At 71.6% G+C, this 12,074-nt stretch carries 13 protein-coding genes; 8 read left to right on the top strand and 5 right to left on the bottom strand.

The features are described 5' to 3' along the window. Window positions 1–37: 37 nt before the first annotated feature. A complete protein-coding gene (locus IT780_RS39465) occupies window positions 38–910 on the top strand; it encodes a DUF3027 domain-containing protein (RefSeq protein ID WP_199516998.1) in 873 nt (290 codons plus the stop codon). A gap of 42 nt (window positions 911–952) precedes the next feature. Here the strand turns inward: IT780_RS39465 and IT780_RS39460 are convergent, their stop codons facing one another. Continuing rightward, on the bottom strand, window positions 953–1,168 hold the full coding sequence (locus IT780_RS39460) for a DUF2530 domain-containing protein (protein ID WP_199517030.1): 216 nt from the start codon (window positions 1,166–1,168) through the stop codon (window positions 953–955). A gap of 260 nt (window positions 1,169–1,428) precedes the next feature. Between IT780_RS39460 and IT780_RS39455 the strand changes: the two genes are divergently transcribed. The 3 genes from IT780_RS39455 to IT780_RS39445 all read left to right on the top strand — a co-directional run bounded on the left by IT780_RS39455 (window position 1,429) and on the right by IT780_RS39445 (window position 4,840). After that, window positions 1,429–2,907, top strand: coding sequence for an NCS2 family permease (locus IT780_RS39455; protein WP_199516997.1), 1,479 nt, complete (start codon window positions 1,429–1,431; stop codon window positions 2,905–2,907). A gap of 102 nt (window positions 2,908–3,009) precedes the next feature. Then, window positions 3,010–3,456 (top strand): MarR family winged helix-turn-helix transcriptional regulator, encoded by a 447-nt coding sequence (locus IT780_RS39450; RefSeq protein WP_199516996.1) that lies wholly within the window; start codon window positions 3,010–3,012, stop codon window positions 3,454–3,456. Between the two features lie 73 nt (window positions 3,457–3,529). Beyond that, a complete protein-coding gene (locus IT780_RS39445) occupies window positions 3,530–4,840 on the top strand; it encodes an MFS transporter (protein WP_199516995.1) in 1,311 nt (436 codons plus the stop codon). A 1-nt stretch (window position 4,841) separates the two neighbouring features. On the opposite strand, the gene IT780_RS39440 is transcribed toward IT780_RS39445, so the two are convergent. Next, entirely contained in the window at window positions 4,842–5,504 is a 663-nt protein-coding gene (locus tag IT780_RS39440; RefSeq protein ID WP_199516994.1) for a FadR/GntR family transcriptional regulator, read from the bottom strand. Window positions 5,505–5,526: 22 nt separating this feature from the next. Between IT780_RS39440 and IT780_RS39435 the strand changes: the two genes are divergently transcribed. The 3 genes from IT780_RS39435 to thpR all read left to right on the top strand — a co-directional run bounded on the left by IT780_RS39435 (window position 5,527) and on the right by thpR (window position 7,803). Further along, a complete protein-coding gene (locus IT780_RS39435; protein WP_233414260.1) occupies window positions 5,527–6,732 on the top strand; it encodes an MFS transporter in 1,206 nt (401 codons plus the stop codon). Window positions 6,733–6,861: 129 nt separating this feature from the next. Beyond that, complete coding sequence (locus IT780_RS39430; RefSeq protein WP_199516993.1) at window positions 6,862–7,302, top strand: hypothetical protein; 441 nt, start codon at window positions 6,862–6,864, stop codon at window positions 7,300–7,302. A gap of 9 nt (window positions 7,303–7,311) precedes the next feature. Beyond that, on the top strand, window positions 7,312–7,803 hold the full coding sequence (gene thpR, locus IT780_RS39425; protein WP_199516992.1) for an RNA 2',3'-cyclic phosphodiesterase: 492 nt from the start codon (window positions 7,312–7,314) through the stop codon (window positions 7,801–7,803). Here the strand turns inward: thpR and sepH are convergent. After that, entirely contained in the window at window positions 7,800–8,885 is a 1,086-nt protein-coding gene (sepH, locus tag IT780_RS39420) for a septation protein SepH (protein ID WP_199516991.1), read from the bottom strand. The two genes, thpR and sepH, sit on opposite strands and share 4 nt — an antisense overlap. 255 nt (window positions 8,886–9,140) lie before the next feature. Here sepH and IT780_RS39415 point away from each other — a divergent pair, with 255 nt between their 5' ends. Continuing rightward, on the top strand, window positions 9,141–9,584 hold the full coding sequence (locus tag IT780_RS39415; protein ID WP_199516990.1) for a GNAT family N-acetyltransferase: 444 nt from the start codon (window positions 9,141–9,143) through the stop codon (window positions 9,582–9,584). Here IT780_RS39415 and IT780_RS39410 read toward each other — a convergent pair. Next, the gene (locus IT780_RS39410) at window positions 9,581–10,840 is read right to left on the bottom strand and encodes a pyridoxal phosphate-dependent aminotransferase (protein ID WP_199516989.1); all 1,260 of its coding nucleotides are present in this window, start codon (window positions 10,838–10,840) and stop codon (window positions 9,581–9,583) included. The genes IT780_RS39415 and IT780_RS39410 overlap by 4 nt on opposite strands. A 62-nt stretch (window positions 10,841–10,902) precedes the next feature. Continuing rightward, a complete protein-coding gene (gene serC, locus IT780_RS39405; protein ID WP_199516988.1) occupies window positions 10,903–12,024 on the bottom strand; it encodes a phosphoserine transaminase in 1,122 nt (373 codons plus the stop codon). Between the last annotated feature and the right edge of the window lie 50 nt (window positions 12,025–12,074).

Genomic DNA, 12,074 nt, shown 5'->3' with positions numbered 1-12,074 from the left:
CATCCTGTCGCATCGGCGCGAGCCCTCCAACGTCCGGATGTGGGGGAGTCGTTGCCACCGGCTCCCATGCGTGGGGAAGAATGGGTCCGTGACCACCAGGACCGCGGGCCGTGCCGCCCGACTCGACCAGGTCTGCGCCGACGCGGTCGGGGTGGCGCGAGGCGCCATCACCGAGGTTGATCCGGCCGACATCGGCGAGCATCTCGAGGCCGTGGCCGAGGGCGACCGGGTCGTGACGCACTTCTTCGACAGCAGGCTGGCCGGCTACAAGGGCTGGCGGTGGGCCGTCACCGTGACCCGGGTGCCGCGGTCCCGGCACGTCACGGTCTGCGAGACCGTGCTGCTGCCCGGCCCCGACGCGCTGCTCGCCCCGGGCTGGCTGCCGTGGAACGAGCGGGTCCAGCCGGGCGACCTGGGGGTCGGCGACCTGATGCCGACCGCGCCGGACGACGAGCGGCTCGCCCCGGGGTACGTGCTCAGCGACGACGCCGCGGTCGAGGAGGTCTCCTGGGAGCTCGGCCTCGGCCGGTCCCGGGTGATGTCCCGCGAGGGCCGCCTCGACACCGCCCAGCGCTGGTACGACGGCGACTCCGGCCCCGAGGCCCCGATCGCGACGGCCGCCCCGCGCAACGCCAAGTGCGGCACCTGCGGCTTCTACCTGCCGCTCGCCGGCTCGTTGCGGAGCATGTTCGGCGTCTGCGGCAACCTGTACGCCCCGGACGACGCCCGCGCGGTCAGCGCCGACCACGGCTGCGGCGCGCACTCGGAGGCGCTGCTCGGTTCGACGGAGCAGCCGGTCGAGGAGCTGCCCACGGTGTACGACGACAGCGAGGTCGAGGCGGTCGCGGTGAGCCGGGCCCCGGGTTCGGTCGAGGGCAGCGAGCCCGCCGAGGACTACGGCCACAGCTGACGGCCGGCGCGGCGCGGCTCCCGGCCGGACCGGCGCGGGGGCTCAGCCGGCGGTGTCGGTGACTTTGAAGTCCGGGTGCGTCAGCGCGCGGCGGCGGCGCCGGTGGGCGTCGTGGCGCAGCATCGTGATCAGGCCCGGGATGCCGACCAGCAGGCCGGCGACCGCGATCCGCAGCCAGTCCGAGGGGCCGTGCGCCAGCAGCAGCACCACTGCGGCGACCGCGAATGCGGCCATGCCGCCCACGGCGAACGGGACCATCGGCGGGTCGAGCGGCTCGGGGCGTGGCTTCGTCCCGGTCACCGCGTCGAGGCCGGGCACGTGCGGCTCCGGCGCGGGGCGGGGGCCCGGCGCGGCGGCGGGCGATGCGGGGGACAGGTCGGCCACGTCCCTGAGGGTACGTCGGCGGTGATCGTCCGTGGGGTTCCGTGACGGTTGTAACAGTACTGATCTTTTACCGAGGTCAGCGGTCTGATTCGATGCGCGTAACAGTTGCCGCTCGCTCCCGTGGAAGGGCACCGATGTCCACTACCTCCGCCGACGAGGGACTCGCCTCGTCCGGGCGTACCCCCCGAAACGGTTTTGACCGGTTCTTCGAGATCTCGGCCCGCGGCTCGACCGTCGGGCGCGAGGTGCGCGGCGGCCTCGCCACGTTCTTCACGATGGCCTACATCGTCGTGCTCAACCCGCTGATCCTCGCCGCCGGCGTCGACAAGACCGGCGGGAAGCTGCCCGTCGCGGCGCTCGCCGCCGGTACGGCCCTGGTCGCCGGCGTGATGACGATCCTCATGGGCGTCGTGGCGCGGTTCCCGCTGGCGCTCGCCGCCGGGCTGGGCGTGAACGCGCTGGTCGCGTACGAGATCGCGCCCGAGATGACCTGGGCCGACGCGATGGGCCTGGTCTTCCTGGAGGGCGTGATCATCGCCGTCCTGGTGCTGACCGGGCTGCGTACGGCCGTCTTCCGGGCCGTGCCCACGCAGCTGAAGACCGCCATCGGCGTCGGCATCGGTCTGTTCCTGATGATCATCGGTCTGGTCGACGCCGGGTTCGTCCGCCGCATCCCGGACGCGTCGGGCACCACCGTGCCGGTCGAGCTGGGCCTCGGCGGCAAGCTGACGAGCTGGCCGCTGATGGTCTTCTGCGTCGGCTTGCTGTTCACGCTCGTGCTCTTCGTGCGCAAGGTGAAGGGCGCGATCCTGCTCGGCATCCTCGGCACGACCGTGCTGGCGATCGTCGTCGAGGCGATCGGCAACATCGGGCCGTCGTTCGTGGACGGCAAGCCGAACCCTTCCGGGTGGTCGCTGAACGTGCCGACGCTGCCCGACAAGATCGTCGACACCCCGGACCTGTCGCTGCTCGGGCACTTCAACGTGCTCGACTCGTGGGGCCGGGCCGGCTGGCTCGTTGTCATCATGTTCATCTTCACGCTGCTGATCACCGACTTCTTCGACACCATGGGCACGATGGTGGCGGTCGGCCAGGAGGGCGGGCTGCTGGACGCGGAGGGCATGCCGCCGCGGACCCGGGAGATCCTGCTCGTCGACTCCGTGGCGGCGGCGGCCGGCGGTGCGGCCAGCGTCTCCAGCAACACGTCGTTCATCGAGAGCGCCTCGGGTGTGGCCGAGGGTGCGCGTACGGGCGCCGCGAACCTCGTCACCGGCGTGCTGTTCCTGCTGGCCACGTTCCTCGCGCCGCTGGTCACCGTGGTGCCGTTCGAGGCGGCGTCGACGGCGCTGGTGGTGGTCGGCTTCCTGATGATGATGGCGGTCCGGCAGATCGACTGGACCGACTACGAGATCGCGATCCCGGCGTTCCTCACGATCACGCTGATGCCGTTCACGTACTCGATCTCGAACGGCATCGGCGCGGGCGTGGTCTCGTACGTGCTGCTCAAGGTCGCCGTCGGCAAGGGCCGGGAGGTCCACCCGCTGCTGTACGGCGTGGCCGTGCTCTTCGTCCTCTACTTCCTGCGCGGTCCGCTGGAGGCCGTACTGCTCTGACAGCCGTCGTGGTCACCGGGTGCGTTACCGTGCCCGGTGACTACGGTCATACGCATTCCGAATGTCGTTAGCCAAGCTCATTAGCTAGGCTAAGAAACTGTGATGGAGCGGCCGGTGGCGGAGCGGGTGGAAGCCGAGCAACTGGCCGTTGCGCTGCGCGATGCGATCACCCGGCTCAACCGCCGGGTCCGCCAGGAGCGACCGGTCGGCGATCTCACGTTCAGCCAGCTGTCGGCCCTGACGAGCCTGCAGCTGGCCGGGGCGCTGACCCCGCGGGAGCTCGCCGACGTCGAGCGGGTCCAGCCGCCGACGATGACGAAGATCGTCGGCAAGCTGGAGGATCGCGGTCTCGTCGCGCGTACGCCCCACCCGACCGACCGCCGCCAGGTCATCCTGGCGGCGACCGAGCAGGGCCGGGCCGTGTTCGCGCAGTTCGAGAGGGCACGCAACGAATGGCTCGCCCGGCAGCTCGCCGAGCTGGGCCCGGACGAACGCGACACGCTCGAGCGGGCCGCGCAGATCCTGCAGCAGGTGGCCCGGGCCCAGTAACTGCCCTCGCCCCACCTCTGGTCGTTCCGTCACACGGCGATGACGCGTACGACCGACGAGGAGGCGCACCCGAGTGCGGGCAGTGCTGAGCACGACTTTCCGGTCCCTGCAGGTTCGTAACTACCGACTGTTCGCCACCGGCCAGCTCGTGAAGCTGGTCGGCGTGTGGATGATGTTCACCGCGCAGGACTGGCTGGTGCTCGACCTCTCCGGCAACTCGCCGGGCGCCCTCGGGGTGGTCACCGCGCTGCAGTTCGTACCCGTGCTGGTGCTCACCCTCTGGGGCGGCAAGCTCGCCGACCGGTACGACAAGCGCAAGCTGCTGATCCTCGCGAATGCGGTCTTCGCCGTCACGGCGATCGTCTTCGCTCTCCTGGTCGCCTCGGGCGTCGTCGTGCTGTGGCACGTGTTCCTGTTCGCGCTGCTGCTGGGCATCGCCAACTCGATCGAGACCCCGGTGCGCCAGGCGTTCGTCTCCGAGCTGGTCGAGCTGCCCCTGCTGCCCAACGCGCTGGCGCTGTCCGCGGCGACGTTCAACACCGCCCGGATCGGCGGCCCGGCGCTGGCCGGCGTCGCGCTGGCGGTCTTCCCGACCGGTTCGGTTTTCCTCATCGCCACGGCTTTGTCGGTCGCGCCGGTCTTCAGCTACTGGCGGATGAGCGCGCGCGACCTGTACCGCTCCGACAAGCGTGCGGAGCCGGGCGACACCCGCATCGTCGACGGCCTCAAGTACGTGTGGAAGCGGCAGGACCTGCTGCTGCCGATCGGCCTGATGGCGGCGATCGGCATGATCGGCTTCAACTTCCCGGTCACCCTCGCTTCCCTCGCAAAGATCAACTTTCACGCCGGGCCGTCGTCCTTCGGACTGCTCACCACGGCCCTGGCGGTGGGCGCGCTCGGTGGCGCGCTGGCCGGCAGTGGCCGCCGCAGCCGACCCGGGGCGTACGTGGTGCTGGGCGCGGCGCTCGCCTTCGGGGTCTTCGAGATCGCCGTGGGCTTCGCGCCGAGCTTCATCGTCGCGATGCTCCTGCTCGTGCCGACCGGCTTCTTCTCGATCTACCTCGCGCAGGCGGCCAACCACCGCGTGCAGATGGGCGTGGACGCGCAGTACCGCGGCCGCGTGATGGCGCTCTACGTGCTCGTGTTCCTCGGCACCACGCCGATCGGCGCGTCCCTGGCCGGCTGGTGGGGCGAGCACTTCGGGGTGCCGTCGAGCATCTGGGCGGCCGGGGCGTTCTGCCTCGTCGCGGCGGTCGTGGCGCTGACCTGGCAGCTCCGGTCCAGCGGCGACCGGCTGCGGCTGCGGGTGGGACCGCGGCCCCGGCTCAGCCTGGTCCACAGCGAGCCGCTCGAACGCGAGGCTCCTGCCAAGATCGCCGCTTGAGTCACTCGCAGGTCGCCGTGTACGCGGCTGCCTCGGACGACGCGGCCTCGGCGTCGCCGGCGCGTACGGCCTCCAGCAGCCGGCTGTGGTCCATGTACTCCTCCGGCCGCAGCGAGGCGCCGAAATGCTCGCGCAGCGACTCGCGGATGACCTGCCCCAGGTCGGCGTAGAGCTCGATCAGCACCTCGTTGTGCGAGGCCGCCACGACAGCCAGGTGGAACGCCGAGTCGGCGTCCACGAACGCGTCGCGCTCGCCGCTCGACCACGCCTGTTCGCGCTGGTCGTACAGGGTGGCGAGGAGCTTGAGGTCCGCGTCGGTGCGGCGGCGCGCCGCGAACCCCGCTGCCGCAGCCTCGAGCGTGCCGCGCAGCTCCCGGATGTGCGCGGGGTCGGCGGCCGCGAAGCGTCGCTGCATGACGCCGGCCAGCTCGCTGGTGGCGGCCACGTACGTCCCCGACCCCTGGCGGATGTCGAGCAGGCCGTTGTGCGCGAGGGCCCGAACCGCCTCGCGGACCGTGTTGCGGGCCACGCCGAGCTGCGCGACCAGCTCCGGCTCGGTCGGGATGCGCGAGCCGACGGGCCACGCGCCCGAGGTGATCTGCTGCCGGAGCCGGGCGATGACCTGCCCGGACAGGGTTTCCCGCGGCACGGGGGCCAAATTCATCCCATGATTCTATGATGGGAGCATGGCGATGACCAGCACCGACCGCGCGGACACCCGGCGTCGTGCCACCCCCGTCCTGGCCGTGACCGCGCTCGTGCTGGCGGCGATCAACCTGCGGCCGGCCGTGACCAGCCTCGGACCGGTGCTCGAAGAGGTGCGCGCGAGCCTCGGGATGAGCGCCGCGGTGGCGGGACTGCTCACGTCCGTACCGGCCGTGAGCTTCGCGCTGATCGGGTCGACGGCGCCGCTGCTCGCCCGCCGATGGGGCACGGGCGGTGCCGTTGCGGTGGGCGCGGTGGCGCTCGTGCTCGGCCTCGCCGTACGCCCCTTCGCCGGCGGGACCGGGCTCTTCATCGCGCTCACCGCGCTCGCGCTGGCCGGCATCGCGCTCGCCAACGTGCTGCTCCCGGTCGTCGTCAAGCAGCGGTTCCCGTTGCGGGTCGGAGCGATGACCGGCCTCTACAGCGTGGCGCTCAACCTGGGGGCGTCCACCGCGGCGGCCGTCACCGTGCCCCTGACCGGCGTGCTGGGCGGCGACTGGCGGCTCGGCCTCGGCGTGTGGGCCCTCGTCGCGGCGGTGGCCGTACCGCCGTGGATCCTGCTCGCGCGGGATCGCGTACGGGAAGATCCGCAGGTGGCGGCGGACGTCGCGCCGGACCTGCGGTTGCGGCACCAGCCCGTCGCGTGGGCCCTCGCCGTCTACTTCGGCCTGCAGTCCACCGCGGCGTACGTGATCATGGGTTGGCTCCCGCAGGTTTTCCGCGACGCCGGCCTGTCCGCGAGCACGGCCGGTCTGCTCTTCGCCGTGACGTCCGTGCTCGGGGTCCCGCTGTCGTTCGCCCTCTCGGCCGTCGCCGGCCGTCTCCCCCGGCAGAGCGGCCTCGCCGTCGGCACCGGACTCTTCGGCATAGCCGGGTACGCCGGACTCTGGGCCGCCCCGGCCGCCGCGCCCTGGGTGTGGGCCGTGCTCCTCGGCGTCTCGAACTGCGCGTTCCCGCTGGCGCTGACAATGATCGCCCTGCGCGGGCGGAACACCGCGGTGGTCGTACGGCTCTCGGCGTTCGCGCAGAGCACCGGCTACCTGCTGTCCATCCCGGGCCCGATCGTCGTCGGTGCGCTCTACCAGCACAGCGGGAGCTGGAGGGTGCCGCTGGCGCTGATGGCCGCGCTGATGATCCCGCAGATGATCGCCGGCTTCCTCGCGGGCCGGGACCGCCAGCTCGGCTGACTGCTCCGTGGGTTCTGAGCGCGATCTCCCTGCTGGATGACGGTCCTTTTTGCGGGATCCGGAATCTGGCAGGCCGGGTCATCCGAACGGCTGTCTCGGTTTCCCGTCCCGACGGCTTAGCGTCATCCCGTGGCAATCACGCACGTCGTTGTGCTCGTCACGGTTCTGCTGTGCCTGCCCTGTGCCGTGGCGATCGTCGTCTGCGCGGACACCCTGCCCCGACGCCGGGTGTGGAGCCGCGGCGGGCGGCAGGACCTCCGGGCCCTGCGCTGCCTGGACCGGCAGTTGAGCGGTCCGGGCGCGGCCCTGCGCCCGAGCGACGGTCCACCCTGCCTGGACGAGGTCGCTGCCGACCTGCGCCGGCTGCGGCGGCAGCGGTGCGGGGGACCGACGACCGGTTCGGCCGTGTGGCTGGCCGCGGTGATGCGGGCGTACGACGACCGGCTGCTCATCGCCAGCGAGGCGTACGGTGTGCGCCACCACCTGACGGAGCTCGAGGGGATGGACCGCGAGCTGGAACGGATGCGCGTCGAGGAGCGGTTGCGGGCGGCCGGGCTTCAGCTTCGCTAGGGTCGCGGCGTGCGGCTCTTCGTGGCGGTCTACCCGCCGGACGGCGTACGCCGGGACCTGCGCCGGCGCCTCGACGCCGCGGTGGCCGGCCGGAGGGCGCGTCTCACCGGCATCGAGAAGTGGCACGTCACGCTGGCGTTCCTCGGCGAGGTCGCACCGGAAAGCCGGCCCGAGGTCGAACGGGCCCTGGACACGGTACAGGTTCCGCGGGGGCGGGAGCTGCGCATCCGTGGCGGTGGTGGCTTCGGGCGGCGGGTGACGTGGGCCGGGGTGGACGGTCAGCTCGGCGAGGTGGCCGCCGATGTCCGCGCGGCGCTGGTCGCGGCCGGGCTGCCGTCCGACGACAAGCCGTTCACCCCGCACCTGACCGTGATGTACGCCCACGACGACCGCGTGCGGGCCGCCCTGGAGGAATACGAGGGACCGGCGTGGCAGCTCGACCGGATCGAGCTGGTCCGTAGCGATCCCGGCGGCACCTACACGACGCTCTGGGCCGGTTAGGAGCTTTCCCGGGCGGCCGGGCCGCCGCCGAACAGCACGTCGTCCCAGCTCGGCAGCCGCTTGCGTGGCTTCGCGGTCTCGTCGGGCTCGGCCTCGCCGGGCTGGGTGCCGACCGTGCGCCGCGGGCGGAGGACCGCCAGGCTGGGCACGGCCGGTACCTCCTTGGGCAGGTCGGCGTCGTCGTCGAAGGCCGATCCGGCGCCGCCGCCGAGCAGCGCCGCGGCGCCCCCCGCGACCGGGCGACGGGTGTCCTGGGCGGCCGGCTCGAGGCCGCGGCCCGGTCGGTCGTTGCCGAGCGGGCGGTCGAGCGAGGCGAGCAGGGCATCGCGTCCCGCACGGATCGGGTCGCGGGTGGGGCGGGGCTGCTCCGCCGCGGGCAGGCCGCGACCGCCGCGGCTCGGCTCGGCGACACGGGACGGGCCGGGCAGGCCGTGGCCGCCGCGCTCGTGCGCGCCGCGTTCCGGGGCCGGCTCCTGGCCGAGGATCGGGGTGGGGCGTTCGGCGCACAGGTACTGCGCCATGTCGTCGTGCGGCGACACGACCTGGCGGCCCTTGTCCAGGTCCCAGACGGCCTGCGCGGTCGCCTTGCCGGACGGCCAGGTCGCCACGATGCGCCAGGTGCCGTCGTCGCGGCGGAACGCGTCCCAGGAGATCTTCTCGGTGTCGATGCCGTGCTGCGCGAGCCGGCTGTCGACCACCTCGGCCAGCGGCGCGCCCGAGTCGGACGTCTTCAGCCGGGTGCGGCGGGCGTGCTGGGCGAGCATGGCCCGCTCCTGCAGCACGGGGCCCGCGTACCGCAGGACCCGGTCGACCGGCACCCCGGCGACGCGCGCGACGTCCTCGGCGGACTCGCCGGAGCGGATCCGCGCCTGGATGTCCCGCGGGGACAGTGATGCCATGGTGTCGGGGCCGGACACCGCCACCGCGGTGCCTGGTGAGCCCGATGCCGGGGAACCGCCCTCGTGATGCAGGACGCTGCTCACCCGATCGTCGATGGGGAGTGCCAGGAGCCTGCCGACCTCGTCGGCGAGCACCAGGGCCTGACCGTCCTCGGAGATGGCGACGAAGCGTACCGGCCGCATGCGTTGCCTCCGTCCCGTCGCTGGCCTTGATCCCGAGAGTCAGCCACCCGGGCGCGTTTCGACAACACGGTACGCGCCCCGGTCACCCAATGGTGGTAAGCCACGCCGTCGAACTCATTGACCAGCAAAGATGATCTTCAAAGACCGGCACTTCACAGGTACGGCGCCAGGCGCTGGACAGAAGCAACACCGCGCCGGCCCCGCACACGGGGATATCGCGTTGCGCGCACCACCACCCCCCTCTAGAAAGGCGGGATGAGCGTCGAGCTGCGTCCGGTCACCAGAGCCAACTTCCGGGACGTCATCAAGCTGGAGGTGCTCCCCGAACAGTCGAACTTCGTCGCGTCCAACGCGGTGAGCATTGCCGAGACGTACATCCGGCCGAACGCGGAGCCGCGCGCGGTCTACGCGGACGACGAGCTCGTCGGCTTCGTGCTGCTGGCCCCGGGCATCCGGCCCGGCGAGCCCGAGCTGGTCCGGCTGATGATCGATCACCGGTTCCAGGGCCGCGGGCTGGGCCGCCGGGCGCTGGAGGCCGCTGTCGACCACGCCGAGCGCGAATACGCCGCGCAGTCCGTACGCCTCACCTTCGTGCCGTCGAACGAGCGGGCCCGGGCGCTCTACCTCTCCGCGGGTTTCGAGGAGACCGGGGAAGTCGAGTACGGCGAGACCGTCATGGTCCGCAAGCTCCGGACTTAGCCGTTGACGGCGCGGCGGGCGGCGTACTCGGTGGTGCGGTGGGACGGGTACGGGATGAGGTTGTCCGGTTCCTCGTCGAGCGCGGTGTTCCAGGTGCGGCGGGTGTCGAGCGGGTCCTCGTCGTACGCGGGCCGGACGCGGAACTGGCGGCCGTAGTCCAGCATGCCGTCGATCAGCCGGTCGACGTCGCGGGCCGGTCGCACCACGAGGCGCATGAACTGGCTGGTCATGCCCAGCTTGTTGCCGCACTCGCGGGTGTAGACGCCGTGGTTGGCGACCAGATAGTCGCGCAGCGCCACGCCGGACCATTCGGTGGGCAGCTTGACCAGGATGAAGTTGCCCTGCGACGGGAACACCGTGAGGCCGGGGATGCGGGCCAGCTCGCCGGCCATCGTGCGGCGGTCGCGGCTGAGCAGGCGCAGGCTGTCCTCGTACTCTTCCTCGTGGTCCTGGATCATGTAGACCACCTTCTCGGCGAGCGAGTTGAGGTTCCACTTGGGCAGCGCCTTGCCGAGCTTGCCGGCGATCGCCGGGTTGGCCATGAGGTAGCCGAAGCGGATGCCGTGCAGGCCGAAGTTCTTGCCGAGGCTCTTGAGGACCACGGCGTTGGGGCGGATCACGGCGTCCGGCCCGACCGACGGGTACTGCTCGGCGTCGGAGAAGTCGATGAAGGACTCGTCGACGACGACCAGGTCGAGGTCGCCGAGCGCGTCCATGAAGCGGATGACGTCGCGGCGCGCCAGGTAGCCGCCGTCCGGGTTGTTGACGTTGCAGACCACGGCGACGCGGGAGCCTCGGTCGCGGATGAAGCGTACGTATTCGTCCAGGTTGAGCCGGAAGCCGTCGCGTTCCTGCAGCGGGAACATGTCGACCCGCTTGCCGGTCTCCAGCGGCTGGTCGGTCCAGCGGCCGAACGTGGGGATCGGGATCGCGACGCTCTCGGTGATCAGCAGGTGGTCGATCCAGGTGATCAGCTCGGTCGAGCCGTTCGCCATCGCCACCGTCTGGGGGTGCAGCCCGAGCACCGCCGCCAGCTTGTTGGTGATGCTGGTCGAGTCGCTCGGGTAGTACTTCAGGATGTTCTTCAGGTCGCGGGAGAGCTCGTCGAACATCTCCGGCGTCGGGAAGTACGGGTTGCACGGGATGCAGAAGTCGACGATCTCCGCACCCTCGCCCATGCTTCGAGAGAGATCGAAATAAGAGGCGCTGTGCGCACCCTTGTGCAGGATCGAGGTGTCGATTCCGGTCCGCGCCATGACGACTCCCTCTCCCGCAGCGACATTGCCGCCCGTCAGTACGGGCGGCGCCGCTCAAGGGTTCAGAGTCGCTCGACGACGTAGTCGATGCAGCGGGTCAGCGCTTCCACATCGGCCGGGTCGACCGTGGGGTAGAGCGCCACCCGGAGCTGGTTGCGCCCCAGCTTGCGGTACGGCTCCGTGTCCACGATGCCGTTCGCGCGCAGCACCTTCGCAAGCGCGGCCGCGTCCACCCCGTCAGCGAAGTCGATCGTGGCGACCGCGTTCGAGCGCAGCGTCGGGTCGGTGACGAACGGCGTGGCCACGGCCGAGCGGTCCGCCCAGCCGTAGATCGCCGCGGCGCTCTCCGCGCTGCGCTTGGCGGCCCAGCCGAGCCCGCCCTGCGCGTTCATCCAGTCCACCTGCTCCGCGGCGAGGAACACCGTGGCCAGCGCCGGGGTGTTGTACGTCTGCTCGAGCCGCGACTGCTCGATGGCGGTGACCAGGTCGAGGAACTGCGGGATGTACCGGCCCGACGCCTTGATCTCGTGCGCGCGCTCGATCGCGGCCGGCGACATCAGCGCGATCCACAGGCCACCGTCCGAACCGAACGCCTTCTGCGGCGCGAGGTAATACACGTCGGTCTCGGTGAGGTCGACCTCCAGGCTGCCGCCGCCCGAGGTGGCGTCGGTGAGCAGCAGCGCGCCCGGGTCGGCGCCCGCGACCCGCTTGACCTGCACCGCCACGCCGGTCGACGTCTCGTTGTGCACGCTCGCGTACGCGTCCACGCCCGCCTCGGCGGTCAGGTACGCCGCGGAGCCGCCGGGCGCCTTGTGCACGGTGGGCTCGCCGAGGAACGGCGCGTCCTTGACCGCCTTGACGAACTTCGCGCCGAACTCGCCGAACTCCGCGAACTGGGCCCTGTCGCGGATCAGCCCGAACGTGGCGGTCTCCCAGAACGCGCTGGTGCCGCCGTTGCTGATGATCACCTCGTAGCCGTCCGGGATCGAGAAGAACTCACCGATGCCGCGGCGCAGGCGGGCGACCTGCTCCTTGACCGCCTTCTGCCGGTGCGACGTACCCATGAAGGTCTTCGCGACCCGGGACAGCGCCTCGACGCCCTCCGGGCGGACCTTGCTCGGACCGGAACCGAACCGGCCGTCGACGGGCTTGAGGTCGTCCGGGATGCGGATCGAGTCGGTCACGGGGGGTCCTTCCAGGCGGGGCAGGTGCTCCCAGCGGTGGCCGGGCGGCC

Origin of the sequence: Nucisporomicrobium flavum (assembly GCF_016464385.1) — a bacterium.
Classification (GTDB): domain Bacteria; phylum Actinomycetota; class Actinomycetes; order Mycobacteriales; family Micromonosporaceae; genus Actinoplanes; species Actinoplanes flavus_A.
The sequence above is the reverse complement of the archived record's forward strand: the minus strand, read 5'-3'. Positions and strand labels throughout refer to the sequence as shown.

Excerpts from the sequence above, each read along its gene's own strand:
- IT780_RS39465 (WP_199516998.1), top strand. The coding sequence starts at position 38 with ATGTGGGGGAGTCGTTGCCACCGGCTCCCATGCGTGGGGAAGAATGGG.
- IT780_RS39460 (WP_199517030.1), bottom strand. The coding sequence starts at position 1,168 with ATGGTCCCGTTCGCCGTGGGCGGCATGGCCGCATTCGCGGTCGCCGCA.
- IT780_RS39455 (WP_199516997.1), top strand. The coding sequence starts at position 1,429 with ATGTCCACTACCTCCGCCGACGAGGGACTCGCCTCGTCCGGGCGTACC.
- IT780_RS39450 (WP_199516996.1), top strand. The coding sequence starts at position 3,010 with ATGGAGCGGCCGGTGGCGGAGCGGGTGGAAGCCGAGCAACTGGCCGTT.
- IT780_RS39440 (WP_199516994.1), bottom strand. The coding sequence starts at position 5,504 with ATGAATTTGGCCCCCGTGCCGCGGGAAACCCTGTCCGGGCAGGTCATC.
- IT780_RS39435 (WP_233414260.1), top strand. The coding sequence starts at position 5,527 with ATGGCGATGACCAGCACCGACCGCGCGGACACCCGGCGTCGTGCCACC.
- sepH (WP_199516991.1), bottom strand. The coding sequence starts at position 8,885 with ATGCGGCCGGTACGCTTCGTCGCCATCTCCGAGGACGGTCAGGCCCTG.
- IT780_RS39415 (WP_199516990.1), top strand. The coding sequence starts at position 9,141 with ATGAGCGTCGAGCTGCGTCCGGTCACCAGAGCCAACTTCCGGGACGTC.
- IT780_RS39410 (WP_199516989.1), bottom strand. The coding sequence starts at position 10,840 with ATGGCGCGGACCGGAATCGACACCTCGATCCTGCACAAGGGTGCGCAC.